This window comes from Knoellia sp. p5-6-4 (assembly GCF_029222705.1).
Taxonomy (GTDB): Bacteria; Actinomycetota; Actinomycetes; order Actinomycetales; family Dermatophilaceae; genus Pedococcus_A.
The window spans coordinates 2,268,834-2,293,529 of the sequence record NZ_JARGZF010000001.1; the positions used below are offsets into that span (position 1 = coordinate 2,268,834).

General features: G+C 72.3%; 18 protein-coding genes. 12 read left to right on the forward strand and 6 right to left on the reverse strand.

Translation table 11 applies throughout. The features are described 5' to 3' along the window. Positions 1 to 97 precede the first annotated feature (97 nt). From P2F65_RS11075 to P2F65_RS11120, 10 genes are all read left to right on the forward strand, one after another. Positions 98 to 1,525, forward strand: coding sequence for an extracellular solute-binding protein (locus P2F65_RS11075; RefSeq protein ID WP_275806927.1), 1,428 nt, complete (start codon positions 98 to 100; stop codon positions 1,523 to 1,525). After that, positions 1,500 to 2,483 (forward strand): sugar ABC transporter permease, encoded by a 984-nt coding sequence (locus tag P2F65_RS11080; RefSeq protein WP_275806930.1) that lies wholly within the window; start codon positions 1,500 to 1,502, stop codon positions 2,481 to 2,483. Before P2F65_RS11075 ends, P2F65_RS11080 begins: the two co-directional genes overlap by 26 nt. After that, positions 2,480 to 3,334: a carbohydrate ABC transporter permease gene (locus P2F65_RS11085; protein ID WP_275806933.1), complete on the forward strand. Its 855-nt coding sequence runs from the start codon at positions 2,480 to 2,482 to the stop codon at positions 3,332 to 3,334. Before P2F65_RS11080 ends, P2F65_RS11085 begins: the two co-directional genes overlap by 4 nt. Beyond that, positions 3,334 to 4,410, forward strand: a complete 1,077-nt coding sequence (locus tag P2F65_RS11090; protein WP_275806936.1) for an ABC transporter ATP-binding protein — start codon at positions 3,334 to 3,336, stop codon at positions 4,408 to 4,410. The genes P2F65_RS11085 and P2F65_RS11090 overlap by 1 nt, the downstream gene beginning before the upstream one ends. Continuing rightward, positions 4,407 to 5,609, forward strand: a complete 1,203-nt coding sequence (locus P2F65_RS11095; RefSeq protein WP_275806939.1) for a CehA/McbA family metallohydrolase — start codon at positions 4,407 to 4,409, stop codon at positions 5,607 to 5,609. Before P2F65_RS11090 ends, P2F65_RS11095 begins: the two co-directional genes overlap by 4 nt. Before the next feature lie 72 nt (positions 5,610 to 5,681). Continuing rightward, complete coding sequence (locus P2F65_RS11100) at positions 5,682 to 8,693, forward strand: glycoside hydrolase family 38 C-terminal domain-containing protein (protein ID WP_275806942.1); 3,012 nt, start codon at positions 5,682 to 5,684, stop codon at positions 8,691 to 8,693. Between the two features lie 579 nt (positions 8,694 to 9,272). Further along, positions 9,273 to 10,898 (forward strand): chaperonin GroEL, encoded by a 1,626-nt coding sequence (groL, locus tag P2F65_RS11105; RefSeq protein WP_275806945.1) that lies wholly within the window; start codon positions 9,273 to 9,275, stop codon positions 10,896 to 10,898. Between the two features lie 114 nt (positions 10,899 to 11,012). After that, positions 11,013 to 12,695: an alkaline phosphatase D family protein gene (locus tag P2F65_RS11110; protein ID WP_275806948.1), complete on the forward strand. Its 1,683-nt coding sequence runs from the start codon at positions 11,013 to 11,015 to the stop codon at positions 12,693 to 12,695. A gap of 159 nt (positions 12,696 to 12,854) precedes the next feature. Further along, a complete protein-coding gene (locus P2F65_RS11115) occupies positions 12,855 to 13,721 on the forward strand; it encodes an ABC transporter ATP-binding protein (RefSeq protein WP_275807400.1) in 867 nt (288 codons plus the stop codon). Position 13,722: 1 nt separating this feature from the next. Further along, positions 13,723 to 16,266 carry an ABC transporter permease gene (locus tag P2F65_RS11120; protein WP_275806950.1) on the forward strand — a complete coding sequence of 848 codons (2,544 nt, stop codon included), beginning with the start codon at positions 13,723 to 13,725 and terminating at the stop codon, positions 16,264 to 16,266. Between the two features lie 80 nt (positions 16,267 to 16,346). Here the strand turns inward: P2F65_RS11120 and P2F65_RS11125 are convergent, their stop codons facing one another. Beyond that, positions 16,347 to 16,637, reverse strand: a complete 291-nt coding sequence (locus P2F65_RS11125; protein ID WP_275806953.1) for a WXG100 family type VII secretion target — start codon at positions 16,635 to 16,637, stop codon at positions 16,347 to 16,349. 121 nt (positions 16,638 to 16,758) lie between these two features. Here P2F65_RS11125 and P2F65_RS11130 point away from each other — a divergent pair, with 121 nt between their 5' ends. Further along, positions 16,759 to 17,547 carry a DUF4031 domain-containing protein gene (locus P2F65_RS11130; protein ID WP_275806956.1) on the forward strand — a complete coding sequence of 263 codons (789 nt, stop codon included), beginning with the start codon at positions 16,759 to 16,761 and terminating at the stop codon, positions 17,545 to 17,547. A gap of 5 nt (positions 17,548 to 17,552) precedes the next feature. After that, entirely contained in the window at positions 17,553 to 18,062 is a 510-nt protein-coding gene (locus P2F65_RS11135) for an NUDIX hydrolase (protein WP_275806959.1), read from the forward strand. A gap of 3 nt (positions 18,063 to 18,065) precedes the next feature. Here P2F65_RS11135 and P2F65_RS11140 read toward each other — a convergent pair whose 3' ends face one another. From P2F65_RS11140 to P2F65_RS11160, 5 genes are all read right to left on the reverse strand, one after another. After that, complete coding sequence (locus P2F65_RS11140) at positions 18,066 to 18,719, reverse strand: hypothetical protein (RefSeq protein ID WP_275806962.1); 654 nt, start codon at positions 18,717 to 18,719, stop codon at positions 18,066 to 18,068. Positions 18,720 to 18,731: 12 nt separating this feature from the next. After that, positions 18,732 to 20,756, reverse strand: coding sequence for an AAA family ATPase (locus tag P2F65_RS11145; protein ID WP_275806965.1), 2,025 nt, complete (start codon positions 20,754 to 20,756; stop codon positions 18,732 to 18,734). A 126-nt stretch (positions 20,757 to 20,882) separates the two neighbouring features. After that, entirely contained in the window at positions 20,883 to 22,364 is a 1,482-nt protein-coding gene (locus P2F65_RS11150; RefSeq protein WP_275806968.1) for a trypsin-like peptidase domain-containing protein, read from the reverse strand. Between the two features lie 47 nt (positions 22,365 to 22,411). Then, a complete protein-coding gene (locus tag P2F65_RS11155) occupies positions 22,412 to 23,926 on the reverse strand; it encodes a HAMP domain-containing sensor histidine kinase (RefSeq protein ID WP_275806971.1) in 1,515 nt (504 codons plus the stop codon). Continuing rightward, a complete protein-coding gene (locus P2F65_RS11160; RefSeq protein WP_275806974.1) occupies positions 23,926 to 24,630 on the reverse strand; it encodes a response regulator transcription factor in 705 nt (234 codons plus the stop codon). Before P2F65_RS11160 ends, P2F65_RS11155 begins: the two co-directional genes overlap by 1 nt. Positions 24,631 to 24,696: the final 66 nt, after the last annotated feature.

Below are 24,696 nucleotides of genomic sequence, written 5' to 3' on the forward strand. Positions count from 1 at the left end.
GCGAGAAAACTCTGTGGCAGGGTCGTGGCCGCGGGTCAAGGGGGATCCGCGGTCGGCGTCACGGCGCCGGCGACACCTGCCTGCGGAGGTCTGCTCGATGCGTCTACCGTCCCGCTCCACCCTCGTCGTCTCCGGCCTGGCCGCCGCCGTCGCCCTCTCCGGGTGCGTCGGAGCCAAGAGCGCCGAGGACGCCAGCGATCCCAATGCCAACGCAGACGCCAAGGAGGTCACGCTCGTCATCAGCTCCAACGGAGTCGTGGGCGGCAAGAACTCGGCCGAGGCGAGCTGGATCTCGGAGAAGGTCATCCCCGCGTTCGTCGAGGCCCAGAAGGCCAAGGGCGTGACCGCCAAGGTCACGTTCAACGGCGCCGGTGTCGAGGACGAGCAGTACAAGACCAAGCTCGAGCTCAACCTCAAGACCGGCAGCGGTTCGGACGTCTTTGCCGCAGACGGCATCTGGCTCGGGGAGCTGGCCAGCGCGGGCTATGTGAAGCCGCTCGACGACGTGGTCGGCGAGAAGGCCAAGAGCTGGGACGGCTGGTCGCAGATCTCCGAGGCCGTGCAGCAGAACCTGACCTACAAGGACCAGCTCTACGGCATCCCGAACGGCACCGACGGTCGCGTCCTGTACTTCAACAAGAAGCTCTTCGCCCAGGCGGGCCTGCCCACCGACTGGCAGCCGACCTCGTGGGACGAGATCTTCGCCGCCGGTGAGGCCCTCAAGAAGGTCAAGGGCGTCACCCCCATCCAGATCAATGCCGGCGTCCCCATGGGCGAGGCCACCACGGCCCAGGGCTTCCTGCCGCTGCTGGCCGGCACCGGCAAGCCGCTCTACGACGACTCCAGCGGCAAGTGGCAGGGCAGCACGCAGGGTGTCAAGGACGTCCTCGGCTTCTACGAGAAGCTCTACGGCACCGGCCTCGGCGACCCCCGCATGCAGCAGGACAAGGCAGGGCGCGACCAGTCCTTCGCCGAGTTCAGCAAGGGCAAGATCGGCATCCTCGCCGAGGGCGACTACTTCTGGCGCTCGGTCATCTGCCCCGACAAGGAGAACTGCGCGACCACGTCGATGCCCGACCGCAACGAGGTGGTCGGCTGGGCCAAGATCCCGGCGAAGCAGCCCGGTGCGGGCGTGAACGGGCAGGACTTCGTCAGCGGCTCCGGCGGTGCCGGCTGGATGCTCAACCCGAAGACGAAGTACCCGCAGCAGGCGTGGGAGCTGATGGCCTTCATGGCGTCGAAGGATATGCAGACCGAGCTGTCGAAGGCCCAGATCCGCATCTCGGCGCGCGCGGACGTCAACGCCGAGACCCTCAAGGACGACCCGCTGCTGAGCTTCATCTCCTCCGAGGTCCTGCCGCTGACGACCTACCGGCCGTCCGACGAGAAGTACAACGAGGTCTCGCTCGCCATCCAGCAGGCCACCGCCGACGTGGTCTCGGGCAAGAGCCCCGACGAGGCCGCGAAGACCTTCGCGTCGTCCTTGGAGAAGGCCGTTGGTGCAGACCGCGTCGCAAACAGCTGACCTCCGGCCGGCCCCGGAGACCGCTCCGGGCCCGCCCGGCGGGTCCTCGACGACCCGCCGACGCCGCGCCCGGCACGACAGCGACGTCGTCGGTCTCGGCCGGGGCCGCGCCATGGCGTTCGTCGCGCCGGCGATGGTCCTGGTCGGGGTGTTCCTCGTCTTCCCCGCAGCCTGGACGCTCTACCTCGGCCTCCTCGAGTACAGCCTCACCGGCACCGGTGCGCAGGCCCCCGTCTTCGTCGGGCTCGGCAACTACACCAGCGCCCTGTCCGACCCGGCGTTCCTGAAGTCGCTCTGGCTGACCCTGCTGTTCGTCGGCGGCTCGGCGGTGCTGGGGCAGAACGTCCTCGGCTTCGCCCTGGCGTGGTTCCTCAGCGGCGCCCGGCGAGCGGTGCGCGCCACGGTCACCGTGCTCGTCCTGCTGGCGTGGATCCTGCCCGGCTCGGTCGTGGCCTTCCTCTGGCAGGCTCTGCTCGACCGCCGCAACGGCACCCTCAACGCGCTGCTCGGCACCACCGACATGGCATGGGCACTCGACCACCCGATGGCGGTCATCGTCATCTTCAACATCTGGCGCGGCACGGCGTTCTCGATGCTGCTCTACACCGCCGCGCTCGCCACCGTGCCGCGCTCGCACCTCGAGGTGGCCCGGATGGCCGGCGCCAGCCGGTGGCAGCAGCTGCGCGACGTGGTGCTCCCGACCGTCAAGCGGCACGTGCTCACGAACACGCTGCTGATCACCCTGTGGACCTTCAACGACTTCTCGCCCTACCTGCTGACCGGGGGAGGGCCGAACCGGGAGTCGGAGATCCTGCCCGTCTACATCTACAAGGAGGCCATCATCGGCGGCCAGCTCGGCTACGGCTCGGCCATCTCGCTGCTGCTGCTCCTGGCCAACCTCGTCATCGCGGTGGCCTACATCCGGCTGCTGCGCACCCGTGAGAAGGCAGCGTCATGAGCACCGCGACCAGTCCCGGCGCCGCCCGGGCAGCGGTGTGGCTCGTCGCCGGGAAGGCCGTGACGTATGCCGCGCTGTGCCTGCTCGTCGTCTTCTTCGCCCTCCCGCTCCTGTGGCTGGTGCTCACGCCGTTCTCGCCCGCACCGTCCTACCGGGCGAGCCTGTCGGGCTTCACCCTCGCCAACTTCGAGGACCTGCTGGCCAACCCGCAGACCTGGCCCTCGATCCGCAACTCGCTGGTCCTCGCGGTGGGCTCGGCGGTGCTGGTCATCGCGCTCTCGGCACTGGCAGCCTATGCCCTCAGCCGGGTCCGGATCCCCGGCCGCGACCAGCTGCTCTACGCGCTGCTGCTGCTGAGCTCGATCGTCACCGGCACGGCGGCGATGGTGCCGATCTTCCTCATGCTCTTCCAGCTCGGCCTCATCGACCGGCAGGTCGGGGTGGTGCTGGTGATGAGCGGCGGCCTGCTGCCTGCAGCGGTGTTCATGCTCAAGGACTTCGTCGACTCCATCCCGCGGTCCTACGAGGAGTCGGCGCGCGTCTTCGGCGCCTCGCCGAGCCAGATCCTGCGGCATGTCGTGCTGCCCGTCATCCGGCCGGGCATGGCGACCGTCGGTGTGTGGGCGCTCGTGCAGGTGTGGGGCAACTTCCTCGTCCCCTACGTGCTGCTGTCGAACCCGTCGAAGCAACCGGCGGCCGTGGTCATGTACACGTTCTACGACGCCGGTGGGCAGCCCAACTTCGCGCTGATCTCCACCTTCGCGCTCGTCTACTCCGTGCCGGTGGTGGCGCTCTACCTGTTCGTCAACCGCCGGTACGGCTTCGCCTTCCAGGGAGGAATCAAGGGCTGATGGCATCCGTGACGATGACCGGGCTGGTCAAGGAGTACCCCAACGGCGTCCGCGGCGTCGACGGGGTCGACCTCGAGATCGCCGACGGCGAGTTCTTCGCCCTGCTCGGGCCCTCGGGCTGCGGGAAGACGACCCTGCTGCGCACCCTTGCGGGCCTGGAGGTCGCCACGGAGGGCGGCATCCACATCGGCGAACGTGACGTGACCACCATCGAGCCGGGCGAGCGTGACGTGGCCATGGTGTTCCAGGACTACGCCCTGTTCCCGCACATGACGGTGACCGACAACATCGCCTACCCGCTGCGGATCCGGAAGATGGGCCGCGAGGAGCGGGGCGCCCGGGCGCTCGAGACCGCCGACGGGCTGAGTCTCGCGGCACTGATGGAGAGACGACCGGCTCAGCTGTCGGGCGGGCAGCAGCAGCGGGTCGCCCTGGCCCGGGCCATCGCCTGCCACCCGCAGGTGTTCCTCTTCGACGAGCCGCTGTCCAACCTCGACGCCCGCCTCCGCCTGGAGGCGCGCACCTTCCTCAAGCAGCTGCAGAAGTCCCTCGGCGTCACCACGGTGTTCGTCACCCACGACCAGGCGGAGGCGCTTGCCATGGCCGACCGGATGGCCGTCATGGAGGGCGGCCGGATCCGTCAGGTCGGCACGCCGCGCGAGGTCTTCCAGCGGCCGGCGAACACCTTCGTGGCGAACTTCATCGGCGCCACCCCCATGAACCTGCTCGACGCCCAGGTCGTCGGAGGCGAGCTCGACTTCGGCGGCTTCCGGCTGCCGGTGCCCGACGGCGCCGGCGCCGTGGCCGAGGGCGACAAGGTCGTCTACGGGGTGCGCCCGGAGTACGTGCGGGTGGTCACCGGACCGCAGGACGGGGCCGTGCTCGGCGAGGTGAGCGCCGTCGAGAACCTCGGCGTCAGCGTCCTCGTCACCGTCGAGGCGGGCGAGCAGTCCATCCGGGCGGTCGTCCCCGAGTCCGACGAGCCCGAGATCGGTGACTCGGCCCACCTCGCGCCCTCGCCCGGACGGGTGCTGCTCTACCGGGCCGACGGCGACGGCGAGCTGATCGGGTCGTGACCCGCTTCACCGGCCGGTGGACCCCGGACCACCGGGCCGAGTCGGTGTGGCACTACGTCTCCTTCGAGGTGCCCGACCGGTGCCGGGGGCTGCGCCTGACGCTCGACTACGACCGGTCCCACGGCCCGTCGGGGGTGCTCGACCTCGGGCTCGTGGACCCGCAGGGCTGGCGCGGCTGGTCCGGTGGCGCGCGCAGCGTGGTCGAGGTCGGTCCGTCGTGGTCGACCCCCGGCTACCTCGACCGGGGCCTGCCGCCCGGCCACTGGCAGGTCGTGCTCGGGCTGCACCGCCTGCCCGACGCCGGGCTGGAGTGGTCGCTCGAGGTCGACCAGGTCGATGTCGGGGGCGCCCCCGCGGCCACCGCCCCTGCCCCGGTGCCGCCGTCCGAGCGCCGGAGGCGCCGAGCGCTGCCGGCGACCGATGGCCTCACCTGGCTGGCTGGGGACTGCCACGCGCACACCCACCACTCCGACGGTTCGCTCGCGGTCGACGCGCTGGCCAGCCTCGCAGCCGGCGCGGGCCTGGACTTCCTCTGGGTCACCGACCACAACACCACCAGCCACCACCCCCTGCTGGCCGACGCCGGCCGACGGCACGGCGTCGCGCTCCTCCCCGGGCAGGAGGTCACCACCGCCGACGGACACGCCAACGCCTTCGGCGACATCGGCTGGGTCGACTTCCGCCGGCCGGCGGTCGAGTGGGTGGCGGTGGTGCAGGAGCGCGGCGGCCTGCTGTCGGTCAACCACCCGGTCTCCGGCGACTGCGCGTGGCGCCACCCCCTGGCGGAGCCACCGCCGCTCGCCGAGGTCTGGCACTGGCCCTGGACCGACCTCGCTGACGGTGGTCCGCTGGCCTGGTGGGCTGCGGCCGGTCGCCCGACACCCGTGGGGGGCAGCGACTGGCACCGCCCCGCACACGGCGCCGCGCCGGGCTCGCCCACGACCTGGGTGGCCTGTGCCGACGGCGACGTGCTCGGCGGGATGGCCGCCGGGCGCACCGCCGTCTCGGCCGGCCGCGACGCTCCCGTGCTCCTGCACGTGGGTGACGAGTGGGTGGCCGTCGACGCCGACGGGGCCATGCTGGTGTGCCCGGACGGGCGACGGTCGCCCGTGCGCGGAGAGTGCCACACCTTCACCGGCCACGACGGCCCGCACCTGCTCGAGCGCAGCGACCGCGGCATCGTGTCCGTCGCCGCCTGAGCCCACCCGCACCCGAGCCCCACCTTCCACCTCGCCCCCGCCCTCCGCCCGCTCCGACCCGAAGGAGACCCCATGCACGACGACCGCCTGCTCATCGAAGGACGTCTGGCCCGCACGCTCCAGCGGGTCGAGGACGCCGTGTGGTCCGCGCCGGTGGAGGTCGACCTCGCGAGCTGGGAGGCCCCCGGCGAACCGGTGCCGGTGGGGGAGGGGCTCGCCGCGGCATACGAGCCGGTGCACGTCGGCCAGCGCTGGGGGGCGCCGTGGGGCACGACGTGGTTCCGCGTGCGTGCCCAGGTGCCGCAGTCGCACGCCGGGCGGCCGGTCGATCTGCGCCTCGACCTCGGCTTCGACCCCGACCGCACCGGGTTCCACGTCGAGGGACTGGTCTACCGGGCCGACGGCTCGCCGGTGAAGGGGCTGAACCCGCGCAACCAGTGGGTGCGGGTCGTCGACGAGGCCGTCGGCGGCGAGGAGGTGGAGCTGTACGTCGAGGCCGCGTCGAACCCGCTCCTGCTCGGCGGTGGCGGGTTCGACTTCCGGCCCTCACCGCTCGGCGACCCCGGGACGGCAGGCCGCGAGCCCCGCTACCGCGTCGAGCGCGCCGAGCTCGCCGTCTTCGAGGCCGAGGTGTGGGAGCTGCAGCAGGACCTCGAGGTGCTGGGCCAGCTGGCGGCCGAGCTGCCGCTGGAGGACGCGCGCCGGTGGCAGGTGCTCCGCAGCATCGACCAGGCGCTCGACCGTCTCGACGTCGGTGACCTCGCCGGCACCGCGGCCGAGGCTCGCGCAGAGCTCAAGGGGGTGCTCGCCGACCCGGCCCGCGCCAGCGCCCACCGCATTTCCGCGGTCGGCCACGCCCACATCGACTCCGCGTGGCTGTGGCCGGTGCGCGAGACCGTGCGCAAGGTGGCGCGCACCTGCTCCAACGTCGTCTCGCTCATGGACAGCCACCCCGAGCTGGTCTACGCCATGTCGTCGGCACAGCAGTTCGCCTGGCTCAAGGAGCACCGACCCGAGGTCTGGGCCGGCGTCGTCGAGCGGGTGCGCGAGGGCCGCTTCGTGCCGGTCGGCGGGATGTGGGTGGAGTCCGACACCAACATGCCCGGCGGCGAGGCGCTGGCCCGGCAGCTGAACCATGGCAAGCGCTTCTTCCGCGACGAGCTCGGCATCGAGACCCGCGAGGTGTGGCTGCCCGACTCCTTCGGCTACACCGCCGCCCTGCCGCAGCTCATCGCGCTGTCGGGGTCGCAGTGGTTCCTGACCCAGAAGATCTCGTGGAACACGACCAACCGCTTCCCGCACCACTCGTTCCGGTGGGAGGGCCTCGACGGCACCCGCATCTTCACCCACTTCCCGCCGGCCGACACCTACGGCTCGGAGGTCTCCGGCGCCGAGGTCGCGCACGCGGCCTGCAACTTCTCCGACAAGGGGGCGGCGACCCGCTCGCTGCTGCCCTTCGGCTGGGGCGACGGCGGGGGAGGCCCCACCCGCGAGATGCTCGCCCGGGCCGCTCGCCTGCGCGACCTCGACGGCTCGGCCCGGGTCGAGGTCGAGCGCCCCGACGCGTTCTTCGAGAAGGCCGAGGCGGAGTACCCCGACGCCCCGGTCTGGGTGGGCGAGCTCTACCTCGAGATGCACCGCGGCACCTACACCTCGCAGGCGAAGACCAAGCAGGGCAACCGTCGCAGCGAGCACCTGCTCCGCGAGGCCGAGCTCTGGGCGGCCACGGCCGCGGTCCGGACTGGCGCGGCATACCCGTCTGCGGACCTGGACCGGATCTGGAAGGCCGTGCTCCTCAACCAGTTCCACGACATCCTCCCCGGCTCCTCCATCGGGTGGGTGCACCGCGAGGCCGTGGAGACGTATGCCGCGCTCGCGGAGGAGCTCGAGGCAATCATCTGCGAGGCGCAGCAGGCGCTCGCCGGGGCGGGCGACGTTGAGGTGGCCTTCAACGCGAGCCCCCACGAGCGGGCCGGGGTTGCCGCGCTCGGCGCGGGGCCGGTCGTCCAGGCAGAACCGGTGGAGGTGCGGGCCGAAGGTGACGGGTTCGTGCTCGACAACGGCCTGGTGGCCGCGCGGGTCGACGCGCGGGGCCTGCTCACGTCGGTGGTCGAGCGGGCGAGCGGCCGGGAGGCGCTCGCCCCCGGGTCGGTCGGCAACCTGCTGCAGCTCCACCCCGACACCCCGGTGCGCTTCGACGCCTGGGATGTCGATGCCTACTACCGCAACGTCGTCCGCGACCTCACCGACGCGGAGACCGTCGAGGCCGTCGAGGGCGGCGTCAAGGTCATGCGTCGGGTCGGTCAGTCGGTGGTCACCCAGCTCGTGACGCTGCCGGCGGGCGAGGCCCGGGTCGACGTCGACACCGAGGTCGACTGGCGTGAGCGCGAGCAGATCCTCAAGGCCGGCTTCGACCTCGACGTGGCCGCGGACCGCTCGACCTCCGAGGTGCAGTTCGGCCACGTGCACCGCCCGACGCACACCAACACCAGCTGGGACGCCGCGAAGTTCGAGGTCTGCGCCCACCGCTGGGTGCACGTCGGCGAGCCCGGGTTCGGTGCGGCCGTCGTCAACGACTCGACCTACGGCCACGACGTCACCCGTCGCGACCGCGACGGCGGTGGCACCACGACGCAGGTGCGCCTGTCGCTGCTGCGGGCGCCGCAGAGCCCCGACCCGGTCGCCGACCTCGGGGTGCACCGGCTGCGCTACGGCCTCGTGCCGGGTGCGTCGATCGGTGACGCGGTCCGTGAGGGCTACCGGGTCAACCTGCCGGTGCGCACGGTTCGTGGGTCCGGCGAGCCGGTCGAGCCGCTGGTGGGCATCGAGGGCGAGGGCGTGTACGTCGAGGCGGTGAAGCTCGCCGACGACGGGTCCGGTGACGTGGTCGTGCGGCTCTACGAAGGGCTGGGCCGGCGGTGCGCCGCGCGGGTGCGGGCCGGCTTCGCCCACGAGGGCGCGTATGCGGTTGACCTGCTCGAGCGTGCCCTGGGGACGCCCGGGGTGGCGGACGAGGGCGAGCGCGGCGTCGCGCTCGCGCTGCGCCCGTTCCAGGTCGTCACCCTCCGCTTCCCCCGAACCTGACCCTGCGAGATCCCACCTCTCGCGCCCTGGGCCGCGCCTTAGCGTGAGAGGTGGGATCTCGCGGGACGCCACGAGGCCCCTGAGCTCGGCAGTCAACCGGGTCAGGCCGGTGCCACGGAGGTCGGCACTGGTGATGCGGACGACCCGCCACCTCAGGGACTCGAGGAGTCGCGTGCGCTGGATGTCGTTCCGCCACTGCTGCCGGTCCGTGCGGTGGTGGTCGCCCGGCGAGGAGCCCCGCAGCCGTCATCCACAGGCAGCCCTGACCCGTCAGGTGAGTTCCCAGATCTCACGCGTTGGAGGGACCCGAGGTGCGAGAGGTGGGATCTCGCGCCGCGGCTGCGGGACGGGCGGGGGATGGCGCGCGGGCGGCATACCGGGGAAGGCTTGGGGAGGCGTTTGCACTCTCCCGGGGCGAGTGCCAATAATGGGCGTTAGCACTCTCGGTATGAGAGTGACAATTCATGGCCTCAAAGTGAGGCTCGGGGAACGTGTGCGACGTGAGCCGCGCGAACCGGGTCGTCCGTCGCGGGCACGGCGAGGTCGCCACACACGATTCGCGTGGGAGGAACCACCCGAATGGCCAAGATCATCGCTTTTGATGAAGAGGCTCGCCGCGGTCTCGAGCGGGGCATGAACACCCTCGCCGACGCCGTCAAGGTCACCCTCGGCCCGAAGGGCCGCAACGTCGTCCTGGAGAAGAAGTGGGGCGCCCCCACGATCACCAACGACGGTGTCTCCATCGCCAAGGAGATCGAGCTCGAGGAGCCGTACGAGAAGATCGGCGCCGAGCTGGTGAAGGAGGTCGCCAAGAAGACGGATGACGTCGCGGGCGACGGCACCACCACCGCCACCGTGCTGGCCCAGGCGCTGGTCCGCGAGGGCCTGCGCAACGTCGCGGCCGGCGCGAACCCGATGGCCCTCAAGCGCGGCATCGAGAAGGCCACCGAGGCCGTCTCCAGCCAGCTCCTCGAGATGGCCAAGGACGTCGAGACCAAGGAGCAGATCGCCTCCACCGCCTCGATCTCCGCCGCTGACCCCCAGATCGGCGAGATGATCGCCGAGGCCATGGACAAGGTCGGCAAGGAAGGCGTCATCACCGTCGAGGAGTCCAACACCTTCGGCCTCGAGCTCGAGCTCACCGAGGGCATGCGCTTCGACAAGGGCTACATCAGCCACTACTTCGTCACCGACACCGAGCGCATGGAGGCTGTCCTCGAGGACCCCTACGTCCTCGTGGTCAACTCCAAGATCTCCGGCATCAAGGACCTGCTGCCGCTGCTGGAGAAGGTCATGCAGTCCGGCAAGCCGCTGCTGATCATCGCCGAGGACGTCGAGGGCGAGGCCCTGTCCACCCTCGTGGTCAACAAGATCCGCGGCACCTTCAAGTCGGTCGCCGTCAAGGCCCCGGGCTTCGGTGACCGCCGCAAGGCCATGCTGGGCGACATCGCCATCCTCACCGGTGGCCAGGTCATCTCCGAGGAGGTCGGCCTCAAGCTCGACACCGCCGAGCTCGACCTGCTCGGCCGCGCCCGCAAGGTCGTCGTCACCAAGGACGAGACCACGATCGTCGAGGGCGCCGGCGACCAGGACCAGATCCAAGGCCGGGTCAACCAGATCCGCGCCGAGATCGAGAAGTCGGACAGCGACTACGACCGCGAGAAGCTGCAGGAGCGCCTGGCCAAGCTGGCCGGCGGTGTCGCGGTCATCAAGGCCGGCGCCGCGACCGAGGTCGAGCTCAAGGAGCGCAAGCACCGCATCGAGGACGCCGTGCGCAACGCCAAGGCTGCCGTCGAGGAGGGCATCGTCGCCGGTGGTGGCGTGGCCCTGCTGCAGGCCACCAAGGCTGCGTTCGAGAAGCTCGAGCTCGAGGGTGACGAGGCCACCGGTGCGAACATCGTTCGTGTCGCGGCCGAGGCCCCGCTCAAGCAGATCGCCGTCAACGCCGGCCTCGAGGGCGGCGTCGTGGCGGAGAAGGTCACCCACCTCGACGCGGGCTGGGGCCTGAACGCGGCGACCGGCGAGTACGTCGACCTGATCGCCGCCGGCATCATCGACCCGGCCAAGGTCACCCGCTCGGCGCTGCAGAACGCGGCGTCCATCGCGGCGCTCTTCCTCACCACCGAGGCCGTCATCGCGGACAAGCCCGAGAAGGCTGCTCCGATGGCGCCGGGTGGCGACGAGATGGGCGGCATGGGCTTCTGAGGTTCGCCTCGACAGCCAGCCACACGGCATACACCGGAGGGCGGTTCCCCAGGCGGGGAGCCGCCCTTCGGCGTTTGTCCCCACCTGCACAGGCCGTGCGTGTAGAACTGTCGGGTGGACGACACCGGACCCCTCGTGCTGGGCCCCCTGCTGCGGTATGCCGGTGAGGAGAGTGCGACGGTCTGGGTCCAGACCCGCGACGCCGCCACCGTGACCCTGTCGGCCTTCGGCCGCCAGTGGTCGGCGCCCACCTTCGGGGTGCACGGGCACCACTACGCGCTGCTGGTGCTCGACGGCCTCGAGCCCGGCTCGTCGAGCACGTACGAGGTGGCCATCGACGGCGAGGTCGTCTGGCCCGAGCCCGAGCCGCGCTTCCCCGGCCTGCCACCGAGCCGCATCCACTGCCTGGTGAAGGCGCGCCCGACGAGGATGGCGTTCGGTTCGTGCCGCACGAGCGTGCCCCACGACGCGGAGGGCAACGCCAGCAACGGCGTCGACGCCCTGCGCGCCTACGCCTACCACCTGAGTCGGACCAGCCCGACGGAGTGGCCCCACCTCGTCTGCTTCCTCGGCGACCAGGTCTACGCGGACGAGACCTCCGAGGAGATGCGCGAGTTCATCGCCTCCCGGCGCAGCCTCGAGGAGCCGCCCTACGAGGAGCTCAAGGACTACGACGAGTACGCCCACCTCTACCGGCTCGCGTGGAGCGACCCGCTCAACCGGTGGCTGCTCTCGACGCTGCCGAGCGCGATGATCTTCGACGACCACGACATCCGCGACGACTGGAACACCTCGCGGCAGTGGCACTTCGAGATGAACGCCAAGCCCTGGTGGCACCAGCGCATCGTCGGTGGCCTGGCGTCCTACTGGGTCTACCAGCACGCCGGCAACCTCTCGCCAGAGGCGCTTGCCGAGGACGAGGTCTGGCAGCTCGTCGTGGCGCAACGCGAGTCCGGGAGCGGGGACGAGCTCGACCTGACCGAGACGCTCGACGCCCTGGCCGAGCGCGTGGACAAGCACCCCGACACCTACCGCTGGAGCTATTCCCGCAACCTCGGCGAGTCACGGCTGGTGGTCGTCGACTCGCGGGCCGCGCGGGTGCTCGACCCCGACCGCCGCTCCATCCTCGACGACGCCGAGATGGCCTGGCTCGACAAGGAGCTGCACGGCGACGTCGACCACCTCTTCATCGGCACGTCGCTGCCGTTCCTCCTCGCGCAGGGGATCCATGACCTCGAGGCGATCAACGAGGCCATGTCCGAGGGGGCCTTCGGCAAGCGGGTCGAGCCCTACGGGGAGCGCATCCGCCGGGCGCTCGACCTCGAGCACTGGGCCGCGTTCCAGGAGGGGTTCGCCAAGGTGCTGGACATGGTGGTCGAGGTGGCCCGGGGCAAGCGGGGCCGGCCGCCCGGCACCATCACGTTCCTCTCCGGCGACGTGCACAACTCCTACGTCACCGAGATCGACCACGAGGAGCTCGGTGCCGGCGCCAGCCGCGTGGTGCAGGCCGTGTGCTCCCCGATCCGCAACCCGCTGCCCCGCAAGGTGCGACTGGCGCAGGCGCTGCTCGCCCGGGGCCTCAACCGCCCGTTGCAGTTCCTCGTCTCCCGCACCGACCGCGTGCCCACTGCGCCGTTCAACTGGACGATCACCGAGGGGCCCTGGTTCGACAACAGCCTGGCCACCCTCGAGGTGCGGGGCCGGGGGCTGGTCCTGCGTTGGGACACCGGCGTGGTCAGGGGCGAGGCGTTCGACGCGCCCGAGCTGCGCCGGGTGTCGCGCGTCGTCATCCAGTAGCGCGTCGCCCGTCCGTCGACCGGTGGACGGGCCGTACACCGCCTAGGGGTGCACTCAGGGTGCGCTCAGGGTCAAACCTGAAGGCAGGCGAGTGACGGCCTCCATACCGTTGCCCTTGTTGACCATCACCACTGAGCCGGGAGCTCTCGCATGACGACCATGAACCCCGCCGCCCTGACGCGGCACACCACCACTGCGCCGGCAGCCCGCACCGTGGGCCTCACCAAGGTCTACGGTCGCGGCGAGACCGAGGTCGTGGCCCTCGACCGCGTCAGCCTCGACATCGCGCGCGGGGAGTTCACCGCGATCATGGGGCCCTCGGGCTCCGGCAAGTCGACCTTGATGCACTGCGCGGCCGGCCTCGACGCGCCCTCGGACGGCGAGGTGTTCATCGGCGACATCTCGCTGGGCACCCTCAAGGACAAGGCGCTCACCACGCTGCGCCGTGACCGGATCGGCTTCGTCTTCCAGTCCTTCAACCTCGTGCCGACCCTGACGGCGCAGGAGAACATCGTCCTGCCGCTGGCCATCGCCGGGCGCAGGCCCGACCCCGAGTGGTTCGCCACCGTCATCGACACCGTCGGGCTCGGCGACCGCCTGTCGCACCGGCCCAGCGAGCTGTCCGGCGGGCAGCAGCAGCGGGTCGCCTGCGCCCGCGCCCTCATGAGCCGGCCGGAGATCATCTTCGCCGACGAGCCCACCGGCAACCTCGACTCGCAGTCCGGCGCCGAGGTGCTCGGCTTCCTGCGGCGCAGCGTCGACGAGTTCGGGCAGACCATCGTCATGGTGACCCACGACCCGGGCGCGGCCAGCCACACCGACCGGGTGGTCTTCCTCGCCGACGGCAGGGTGGTCGACGAGATGCGCGACCCCACGGCCGAGCGGGTGCTCGAGCGGATGAAGGGCTTCGAGAAGGGCCACGTCCCCGGCAGCGCCGCGGCACGGGCGGCGCACGACGCACGGGCCGCGCACGACGCACGCGTTGCAGCGGCCACCGGGCACAGCCACGGTGAGACGGGGGCCTGAGGTGCTGCACGCCAGCTGGAAGAGCCTCCTCGGTCGCAAGCTGCGGCTGTTCATGAGCGCCTTCGCGATCGTCCTCGGCGTCTCGTTCGTCTCGGGGTCGCTGATCTTCACCGACACCCTGGGCAAGGCCTTCGACGGCATCGTCGACACGGTCGGCGACGTGGTCGTGCGTCCCGAGGCCGTGAGCGGTGACATCGAGCAGCCCCCGAGCTCCAAGACCGTGCCGGGCTCGCTGGTCCGCGAACTCGCCGCCACACCGGGCGCCGCACGCGCCGACGGCAACGTCGGTGACCCCACCACCTTCGTGGTCTCCAAGGAGGGCAAGCTCATCGGCGGCCAGGGCGCCCCGGGTCTGGGCCTGAACCACAACGACGCCCCGACCGCGTCGGGCGAACAGCCCGCGTCGATCACCACCGGCCGTTGGCCCCTGCGGACCGGCGAGGTGGCGCTCGACCAGGGCACCGCCGAGCGGGCGGGCTACCGGGTCGGCGACACCGTCACGCTGGTCACCAGCGGTGCCCAGCCGAAGGTCGAGGCCACCCTGGTCGGCATCGCCGAGTTCAGCTCGGGCGGCACCGTCGGCGCGAGCCTGGCCTTCTTCGACACCAGGACGGCGCAGGCCCTCTACTTCGGCGGCCGCGACGAGTTCACCGACGTCTGGGTGACGGCCGAGGAGGGCACCAGCCAGGAGGAGCTGGCCGCTGCGCTCCAGAAGAAGCTGCCCAGCGGGTACGAGGCCGTGACCGGTGACGCCGCGGCCAAGGAGAGCGCTGACGGCATCAACGAGGCGCTGTCGTTCATCAGCACCTTCCTGCTGGTCTTCGCCGGGATCGCCCTGTTCGTCGGGTCGTTCCTCATCGTCAACACCTTCTCCATCCTCGTCGCCCAGCGCAGCCGCGAGCTCGCGATGCTCCGTGCCCTCGGCGCCACCCGTAGGCAGGTCACCCGGTCCGTGCTCTTCGAGGCGTTCGTGGTCGGCCTGGTCGGTGCGACCGCGGGACTCGGGCTCGGCTTCGTGCTGGCCGTGGGCATCCGGGCGCTGTTCGGCCAGTTCGGCCTCGACCTGAGCGGCTCGCCCCTGGTCTTCGAGCCCTCCACCGCCCTGGCCGCGTATGCCGTGGGGCTGGCCGTGACGATGGTCGCCGCCTACCTGCCGGCCCGCCGGGCGGGACGGATGGCGCCGGTGGCCGCCATGCGCGACGACGTCGCCATGCCCGAGGCCGCGCTGCACTGGCGCGTCATCGTCGGGTCGGTGCTCATCGCCGGCGGCCTGGCGGCCTGCACCGCCGGTGCGATGGACTGGGTCGACCAGCGGGCCGTCTGGGTCGGTGCCGGAGTGTTCGCCCTCGTGCTCGGCTTCTCGCTCACGAGCCCGGTGATCGGTCGACCGGTCATCGCGGCCACCGGGCTGGTCTACCGGCGGGCCTTCGGGGCCGTGGGACTGATGGCGGAGCAGAACGCCGTGCGCAACCCCCGCCGGACGGCTGCCACCGCTTCCGCGCTCATGATCGGCCTGACGCTGGTGTCGATGATGTCGGTCTTCGGCGCCTCGGCCAAGGCGAGCATCGACAAGGCGATCGACGAGAACTTCGTCGCCGACTACGTCGTGTCCAACGCCATCCAGCAGCCGTTCTCTACGGCCGTCACCCGTGACGTCGCCGCCGTGCCGGGAGTGGAGACGGTGAGCCCGATGCGGTTCGCCAGCATCGACATCGGTGACGGCGGCACGTACTCGGCGGCGGTCGACCCCGCCACCTTCGGGACCGCGGTGCCGCTGGACTTCGTCGAGGGCTCGCTCTCGGGGCTCACCCGCGACACCGTCCTGCTCGAGGAGGACAAGGCCGCCGCCGAGGACCTCGTGGTCGGCTCGTCGGTGCAGGCCACCATCGCCGGCAAGGAGGCGACCTACCGGGTGGCGGGCATCTACCGGTCGATGGACGCCCTCTCACTGCCGGTGCTGGTCTCCCTCGACGCCGCCACCGCAGCCGGGCTGCCGGCGCAGGACAGCATGGTGTTCGTCGTGCGAGAGCCGGGCGCCGACCCCGCTGTGGTCCAGGCCGGCATCGACGAGGTCATCGCCGGCTTGCCCACGGTGACCCTGAAGGACCAGGACGCCTTCGCCGCCGAGCAGCGCCGGCCGGTCGACCAGCTGCTCTACATGATCTACGCGCTGCTCGGACTGGCGGTCGTGATCGCGGTGCTCGGCATCGTCAACACCCTGGCGCTGTCGGTGATCGAGCGGACCCGCGAGATCGGACTGCTGCGGGCTGTCGGCCTGAGCCGGCGCCAGCTGCGCACGATGCTCCGGCTGGAGTCCGTGGCGATCGCCCTGCTGGGGGCGGTGCTGGGCGTGGTGCTCGGGCTCGGCGCGGGCTGGGCGCTCCAGCGGGCCCTGGCCGACGACGGCATCGACGTGCTGGCCGTGCCGGGCACCCAGCTCGCTGTGTTCGTGGTGACGGCCGGGCTGGTCGGCGTGCTGGCGGCACTCTGGCCGGGGCGCCGGGCCGCGCGCCTCGACGTGCTGCAGGCCATCACGACCGAGTAGTCGAACGGTCGAGCCGACCCTCCAGTGCCCGGTACCGCGAGCGAGCGCGGTGCCGGGCACCGGTGTCCGAGTGCCGCCGGCTAGGTGAACATGCGCACCGCTGCGGCCTCGGTCTCCGCGTACTGCGCCCCGGCGGCCGAGAGCACCGACCCGATGCTGTCGAGCGAGGCCCGGACCTGCCGCTGGGTGCCCTGCCACTCGGCCACCACGCCCTGGAACCGCGCCGACGCCGTGCCGGTCCAGGCGTCCTGGAGCCCCACGAGCCGGGCCATCATCGCCGAGACCTGGCCGTCGATCTCCGCCGAGATGCGGCTGATGTCGGCCGAGGCGGCCTGGATGCGGTCGGTGTCGACCTGGAACTGCGTCGCCATGGCATGCCCTCCTGCTGCTGCGGCCCGCGGGTCAGGCCGACTGGTCCTGCGACGGTAGGCCGCCGGCGGAGGACGCCCTCGGGGTTGTCCACAGGTGGCGGTGAGCGGCTACCGTCGCAGCGTGACCATCTGGATCGACGCGCCCGCCTGGCCCGCCCACGGGCGCCTGTGGTCGCACCTCGTCAGCGACACCTCGTTCGAGGAGCTGCACCGGTTCGCTGCGGCGGCCGGCCTGCCGCGGAGGGGGTTCGAGGGCGACCACTACGACGTCCCCGAGGAGCGTTATGCCGCGCTGGTCGCCGCAGGTGCGCGGCCGGTGGACGGCCGCGAGCTGGTGCGCCTGCTGCAGGCCAGCGGGCTGCGGATCCCCAAGCGGCGGCACGAGCGGGTGCTCCTCAGCCACGGCGAACCTCCCTGGCTGCCGCCGGGGAGCCGGGCCGACGTGATCGCCTCGCGCCAGCAGCTGCCACCGGCTGACACGGTGGTGGTGCGGCTCCTCGCGCACGCCCACGGATCGGTCCTGGTCGTCCCGCGTCCCGACGGCGGGCTCGACCTGCCGAGCCGTCGGGTGGCCACGGCGCCGGCGGCCGGCAACACGGCTGCCGTTGGAGCCGGCACCTCGGCTGCCGTCGGGGCGGCCGTCAGCGAGGTGCAGGCCGAGGCCGTGGGCGAGGCAGGGGAGGTGACGCTGGTCGGCTACGTGCGCAACACCGTGCCGGCGCCGCTGCCCGACTACCCCTGGCCCGCCCCTCGCGCCTGCTTCGCCGTCTTCCACCGGGAGCTCGACTCCGGGGTGCCCTTCGGCCGGGGACACTGGCTGAGCCTCAACGAGGCCGCCGACCACCTGGCACAGCGGCACTGGTGGCCGTTGCTGCCCGAGTACTTCAGCCACCCGGGTCGGCACGGGTGAAGGACATGAGCGAGCAGGTCCTCGCCGACGTGCCCGAGGTGCTCTTCGCGGACGGCAGCCGCGCGGCGGTCGAGCTGGTGCTGTCGACCACTGCGGTGCCCGACGACGAGGTGTTCGCGGCGCTGGCCTTCCTGCAGGACGGAGCAGGTCGCTTCGCGGTGGTGTACAGCCCGCGCCGGGCCGAGTGGGCCTCGCCCGGCGGCGGCCGGGAGCGGGGGGAGTCGGCCCGGCAGACCGTGGTCCGCGAGGTGCTGGAGGAGACAGGCCTGACCATCGACGAGGCCGCCCTGGAGCCGTGCGGCTACGAGCGGTTCGCGCCGATCACGCCGGGCCGCTGGCCCTCCGGCGGCGGATGCCTGCAGGTCTTTCGCGCCCGGCTCGACGGCACGGCCCCACCCCTGGAGGGGGGCGCCGACGACGTGGTGGCTGCGCGCTGGGTGACCTTCCCCGAGTTCGAGGAGCTGTGCGGCACGACGTTCTGGTGGCCGATGGTCGCGGCGCTGTTCGGTCCGTGAGCGTCAGCTCTTCAGACGCGCCAGCTCGCGGGCGACGTTGAGGCGGGCGCGCCGGTCCCACACCCTGCGGCCGTGGCGCGTCGCGTACAGGGTGTCCCGCCGCAGGAGCGGCTCGAGCACGCCCGACCGGCCGGCGGCATACGCGTCGTCCGGCACGGCGGCATACTCCTCGCGCACCTGCGCGCAGTACTCGTCGAAGCGGTCCTCGGGCGCTCCCAGGATCCACAGGTCGGCGTCGTGGAAGGCCGCGTCGAGCCCCTCCTGCTGCGGGGCCTGGTGTTCCTCGGTCGCGAGCACCAGGCGCCGCACGGTCTCCACGTCCTCGGCCGCGACGCCGAGGGTCCGCAGGGAGCGCACGGCGAGCTCGGCGCTGTCGGCCTCGTTGGCCCCGGCAGGCGCGGCAGGGTCGTGGACGGCGTCGTGGAAGCAGGCCGCCACCCCTGCCAGCGCGGCCTCGCGCCCGGTCAGCACGCCCTCCCGCTCGAGCTCCTCCAGGGCGGTGTACATCTCCACGACGTGACGCGCCGTGTGGTAGCTCCGGTGCGGCTCCTGGAGCCGGCGCAGCAGGTCGAGCCCGATCGCCTCGACGGCGTCGGAGTGCGCGTCAGGCGCCAGCCGGGCGAGGTCGAGCTTCCACCACGTGAGGAGTGCGGGCACGCCCGGAGTCTCTCAGACCGAGGGTGGGTGTGGGCCGAGAGCGGCCGGCAGGGGTTCGCTGTGCACGACGGTGAGGGCCGAGACCGCTCGGGTCAGCACGACGTAGAGCCGGCGCAGTCCCGTGCGCTCGTCGGGCTCGGCAGCCGCGATCGCCGCCGGCTCGACGACGAGCACCCGGTCGAACTCCAGGCCCTTGGCCACGCTCGCCGGCACCACGTCCACCTGGTGCTCGACGTCGCCGTGGTCGCTGCCGAGCACGCCGTGCTCGACTCCCTTGTCCCGAAGGGCCTTCGACACCTCGGCGACCATCGCGTCGGGGGAGATCACCCCGACCGAGCCCGGCTCCGCGATCTCCGTCGCCACCACGTCCACGACGCGGGAGAGGACGGTGCCCGGCGCGGTGCCCTCGACGGCGAGCCGTCCGGGGTTCTCGCGCACTGAGACCGGCGCCCCGAGCCCGGCGGCCATGTGGGGGAGCAGGCGCGCGGCAAACTCGATCACGCTGGACGGCACCCGGAAGCCGCGGTCGAGCACCTCGACGTGGCTGCCCGGCTTGCCCAGGTGCTCCAGCGACTCGTCCCACGAGGCCGTCGCCCACGGGGTGGTGCCCTGTGCGATGTCGCCGAGCACGGTCGCGGCCCCGGTCGTGCACCGGCGTCCGACGGCGCGCAGCTGCATGGGCGAGAGGTCCTGGGCCTCGTCGAGCACCACGTGTCCCAGGCTCGGTGTCCGCTCGAGGTGGTCGCCGAGCTCGTCGAGGAGCACGGCGTCCGCCATCGACCACCGGGCCGCCCCCTTGCTGCGAGGGGCCTTCTCCCACAACAGGAGCGACTGCTCCTGGGGGCTCAGGAGGCCGTCCGCGTGCGTCGCCAGCGCGTCCGCGTCGGTGAAGAGCTCGAAGAGCACCGCGCGCGGGTCCAGGGCCGGCCACAGCGACTGCGCGTAGCGCTTGACGACGCTCGATCGCGCGACGCCGTCCTGCACGCGGTCGTCGGGGCTGTCACCGGCGCGCTCCATCTGCAGCAGCACCGCGTGCGCGAGCCGCTGCGGCAGCATCTGCCGGGCGGCGTCGTAGCGCACGCCGCGCGAGGCCAGCTCGGCGAGGATCTCGTCGACCTCGTATGCCGGCACGCGCCACTTGCGCGACCCGCGCGGCACCACGAGGGCCTCCGTGGCGGTGCCGACCCGCGACCACACGGCGCGCCGCAGCACCTCTGCCAGACGCGGGTCACCTTTCAGCACAGCGGTTTCCGTGCTGTCGGCGCCGCGCACCGGCACGCTGGCGACGAGCTCCTCGATGGTCGTGTGGCCGACCGCGACCTCGCCCAGGGCCGGGAGCACCGCGCCGATGTGTTCGAGGAAGGCACGGTTCGGGCCGATGACCAGGACGCCCGAGCGCACCAGCCGGTCGCGGAAGGCGTAGAGGAGCCAGGCGGCGCGGTGCAGGCCCACGGCCGTCTTGCCGGTGCCGGGCGCCCCTTGGATGCAGATGGTCTGCTCGGCCCCGGCCCGCACGATCTCGTCCTGCTCGGGCTGGATCGTAGCGACGATGTCGCGCATCGGGCCGACACGGGGCCGTTCGATCTCCTCGGCGAGGATCTGGCTGCGCACCTCGTGCTCGGCGCGGTCCTGGAGGTGCTCGTCCTCGTACGCCGTGATGGCGCCCCGGTCGAGGCCGAACCGCCGCCGCAGGGTGACGTGCATCGGCTCGGCTCGCGAGGCCCGGTAGAACGCGGTCGACATCTCGGCTCGCCAGTCGATGACCAGCGGGTCGCCTGCGGCGTCCGAGACGTGGCGCCGGCCGATGTACCAGCGTTCGTCCTCGTCGGTGTCGATGCGGCCGAAGAAGAGGGTGGTGCCCGGGTCGTCGGCCAGGGACGCCGCCCGCAGGTGCAGGGTGCGGGCGAGGTGCTCCGCCGAGATCGGGTCGTGGGCCTGCACCCGGAGCGAGAGGGTCTGCTCGCGCATCCGCCGCAGCGCCTCCCTCGCGGTGGCCAGGTGTTCCTGCTCTCTCCTCAGCTCCGGCGCGACAGACACGAGGATCCAGCCTGCCACGACAGGGGCTCGTCGCGCGAGCCGCTGCGCGCGGCGTGCCCCCGTGCAGGCGAGCGCGGTGCGGCCCCGGGGGGTGAGGGGTGCGGGGCCGCACCGCGTGTCGGGTGGCTAGCTGCTGCTGTCGCTCTTGGCCGTCAGGGTCGCGGTGAGCTCGAGCTCCTTGCCGTCCCGGAGGACCTTCAGGGTGACATTGTCGCCGACGGTGCGCTCCCGGATCTGGGCCACGAGAGAGAGCGAGGAGTCGACCCGCTCGCCGTTCACGGCGATGACGGTGTCGCCGCTGCGCAGGCCAGCCTCGGCCGCCGGCGTCCCCGGCTGCACCTCGGCGATGGTCGCCCCGGCGCGTTCCGCGCTGCCGTCGGAGGCCGAGCCGTCGCGCGAGGTCACGCCGAGCAGCGCGTGCTGCGCCGAGCCCTTCTCGATCAGCTGGGTGGCGATGGTCTTCGCCTCGTTGACGGGGATCGCGAAGCCGATGCCGATGCTGCCGCCCTGCGAGCCCTGCGAGGCCCCCAAGGTGGCGATGGAGCTGTTGATGCCGACGAGCTGGCCGCCGGCGTTGACCAGCGCGCCGCCGCTGTTGCCCGGGTTGATGGCCGCGGAGGTCTGGATGGCGTTGGTCACGACCGGCTCGGACTGGCCGCTCAGGCTGTCCTCCCCGCTGGTCGTCACCGGCCGGTCCAGCGCGCTCACGATGCCGGTCGTGACGGTGCCGGCCAGGCCCAGCGGGTTGCCGACCGCCATGACCGGGTCGCCCACCTTGAGGGCGTCGGAGTCGCCGAGCGCGACGGGCTCGAGGTTGTCCGGCGGGTCCTGCAGGGTGAGCACGGCGAGGTCGGTGCTCGGGTCCGTGCCCGCGATGGTGGCCCGGTAGGTGCGCCCGTCGCTCAGGGTGACGGTGATCCGCGCGCCCTGGCCCCCGCCGGTCACCACGTGGTTGTTGGTGAGGACGTGGCCCTCGCGGTCGATGACGACGCCCGAGCCCTGGCCGCTGCCACCCTGGGCCTGCACAGCGATGGCCACGACGCTCGGGGACACTGCCGCGGCTGTGGCGGTCCAGTTCGGGTTGGCGGCGTCGGCCTGCTGCACGGGGGCCTGGTCCGTGCCGCGACCCAGGCTGGACGAGGAGCTCGCAGTGGAGGACGTCTGCGCGCCTCCGTCCAGCTGGGTCGCGGCATAGGTGCCGCCGCTCGCCAGCACGGCGGCCAGCGCTGCGACGGCGGTCAGTTCCGCCCAACGGCGGGGCTTGGCCGGCTGGGCGTGCTCTGCCCCTTCCCGCGGTGAGGCGGGCGGGGGCGGTCCAGCCGGGGACTGTGGGGCACCGAAGGCAGCGTGTGCCGGCTCGGCGCCGTAGGGGGAGGGGCTCCCGGGGTGGGTGGTCGGGTAGCCGGTGGGGGACCCGGACGGGGAGGCCCAGCCCTGCCGGTCGGCGTCATGCGCGGGGGCCTGGCGTGGGGCGGCGCCGCCGCCCGACGGGCCGTACCAGACGGGCTGGGTGTCGTGGGCGTCACGGCGGATCTCAGCGGTGCGGTCCGCGTCAGCGGGCTGCCCCGTGGGGGCGCCGGCGTGCTGGTCGTGGTGGGTCTGGCTCATCTGGTCTGCACTCCTTGATCGACTGCTACCAGTGAAGCCGGGGAACGTCAGAGGGCTCTGGGCGCTTGCTGGGAGTTTCCTGTGGGCAGCTCCACGACGAAGGTGGCACCGCCGCCGGGCGTCGGCGCGACGCCCACCTTGCCGTCGTGCGCGCCCACGATGGCTGCCACGATCGCCAGCCCCAGGCCATTGCCGCCCCCTGATCCGCGGGTCCGCGAGGGGTCGGCACGGTAGAAGCGCTCGAACACCCTGCGTGCCGAGGCCGGGTCGACGCCCGGGCCGTGGTCCCTCACCTCAAGGACAGCACGATCGGTGCCCGGCCGCACCCCGACGGCGATCTCGACCGGGGTGCCGGCAGGGGTGTGGGTGAGCGCGTTGCCCACCAGGTTGCTCAGCACCTGCCGCAGCTTCGCCTCGTCGCCCGGCACGGATGTCGGCTGCAGCTGCCCGCCGAGCCCCGTCAGCGTCACCCGGCGCGAGGGGTCGAGGGCCCGGGCGTCCTGGGCGGCATCGCCGGCCAGCACCGTGAGGTCGACGTCGGTGAACTCCATCGGGCGGTGGTCGTCAAGCCGCGCGAGCATGAGGAGGTCCTCGACGAGGCCGCTCATCCGGCCGGCCTCGCCCTCGATGCGGCCCATCGCGCTCGCGACGTCCTCCGGCCTGCTCACGGCGCCCTGGCGGTAGAGCTCGGCGTAGCCCTGCACGGTCGCGAGCGGGGTGCGCAGCTCGTGGGAGGCGTCGGCGACGAACTGGCGCATCCGCTCCTCGGAGGCCTCCCGCACTGCGAAGGACTGCTCGATCTGCGACAGCATCGAGTTCAGCGAGCGGGACAGGGAGGTGACCTCGTCCTTGGCGGCGCGCGTCGGGATGCGACGACCGAGGTCACCGGCGGCGATGGCGGCGGCGGTGTCCTCGATCTGGGCGAGCGGGCGGAAGGCCCGCCGCACGGCATACCAGCCGAGGATGCCGCAGGCGACGGTCACGGCGAGGCCGATCATCAGCTCGACGAGCACCAGCCGGCGCACGGTGCGGTCGACCGAGCGCAGCGGCGTGGCCACCGCGAAGGTGGCGGCGTCGCCGCGCACCCGCCCCGCGACGACCCGCCACGACATGGCGCCGTCCGTGGACCCCACGGTGAACGGCTCACCCGTGCGCACCCGGCGGTCGTCCAGCGGGAGCGGCGGGATGGCGGGGTGCAGCGGCTCGTTGGTGGGGTAGAGACCGATCGCCTCGCCGCCGCCCGTGGGCAGGAACACCACGGCGTAGGTGTTGGGCAGGCCCCGGCGGCCCTCGCGCACCAGGGACTCCACTGCCTGCTGCGCCACCGGGATCTTGGCGCGCCGCAGGTCCTGGTCGACGCGGCCGATGAGGTCGCGGCGCATGAGCACCGCCGTCGCCGAGGCGGTCAGCAGGAGCGCCAGCACGAGGAGCACCATCAGGATCGCCACCAGCCGCACGCGCAGGGGCAGGGCCTCCAGGCGTCGGGTGACCCGCGTGGGCAGCGCCGCCGGCCGCTGCTCGGCAACGGGGAGGGCTGGGGCCGCCACCGCGTCCGGCGACATCAGGCCTCCGGCATCCGGCGCAGCACGTAGCCCACCCCGCGCTTGGTGTGGATCAGTGGGGGAACGCCCTCGACGTCGATCTTGCGGCGCAGGTAGGAGATGTAGGACTCGACGATGCCGGACTCGCCGCGGAAGTCGTAGTCCCAGACGTGGTCGAGGATCTGGGCCTTGGACAGCACCCGGTTGGGGTTGAGCATGAGGTAGCGCAGCAGCTTGAACTCGGTGGGGGAGACGTCGATCACCCGGCCGCGGCGGCGGACCTCGTGGCTGTCCTCGTCGAGCTCGAGGTCCTCGAACCGCAGCGCGGCGCTCTCCTCGGCCTCGCCGCGGGTGCGGCGGAGCACCGCCCGGATGCGGGCGACGACCTCCTCGAGGCTGAACGGCTTGGTGACGTAGTCGTCGCCCCCGACGGTGAGCCCGGTGATCTTGTCGTCGAGGGAGTCGCGGGCGGTGACGAAGACGATCGGCAGCTGCCGGCCGGCCTCGCGCAACCTGCGGGTGACGGTGAAGCCGTCCATGTCGGGCAGCATGACGTCGAGCACGACGAGGTCGGGGGCTCGCTCGGCGGCCAGGCGGATCGCCGTGCCGCCGTCCCCCGCGACCTGGACGTCGAACCCGGCGAAGCGCAGCGAGGTGGCCAGCAGCTCGCGGATGTTCGGCTCGTCCTCGACGACGAGCAGGCGCGCCTCAGGGGTGGTGTTCACCGGCCCAGTGTCTCGCCGAAGTCTGGGAGTTGCCTGACAGCACGCTGGGAGGGCCGGCGCGACCCG

Coding starts and splice junctions, on each gene's coding strand:
- P2F65_RS11150 (WP_275806968.1), bottom strand. CDS start 22,364: ATGAGCCAGACCCACCACGACCAGCACGCCGGCGCCCCCACGGGGCAG.
- P2F65_RS11090 (WP_275806936.1), top strand. CDS start 3,334: ATGGCATCCGTGACGATGACCGGGCTGGTCAAGGAGTACCCCAACGGC.
- groL (WP_275806945.1), top strand. CDS start 9,273: ATGGCCAAGATCATCGCTTTTGATGAAGAGGCTCGCCGCGGTCTCGAG.
- P2F65_RS11085 (WP_275806933.1), top strand. CDS start 2,480: ATGAGCACCGCGACCAGTCCCGGCGCCGCCCGGGCAGCGGTGTGGCTC.
- P2F65_RS11125 (WP_275806953.1), bottom strand. CDS start 16,637: ATGGCGACGCAGTTCCAGGTCGACACCGACCGCATCCAGGCCGCCTCG.
- P2F65_RS11155 (WP_275806971.1), bottom strand. CDS start 23,926: ATGTCGCCGGACGCGGTGGCGGCCCCAGCCCTCCCCGTTGCCGAGCAG.
- P2F65_RS11075 (WP_275806927.1), top strand. CDS start 98: ATGCGTCTACCGTCCCGCTCCACCCTCGTCGTCTCCGGCCTGGCCGCC.
- P2F65_RS11135 (WP_275806959.1), top strand. CDS start 17,553: ATGAGCGAGCAGGTCCTCGCCGACGTGCCCGAGGTGCTCTTCGCGGAC.
- P2F65_RS11115 (WP_275807400.1), top strand. CDS start 12,855: ATGAACCCCGCCGCCCTGACGCGGCACACCACCACTGCGCCGGCAGCC.
- P2F65_RS11100 (WP_275806942.1), top strand. CDS start 5,682: ATGCACGACGACCGCCTGCTCATCGAAGGACGTCTGGCCCGCACGCTC.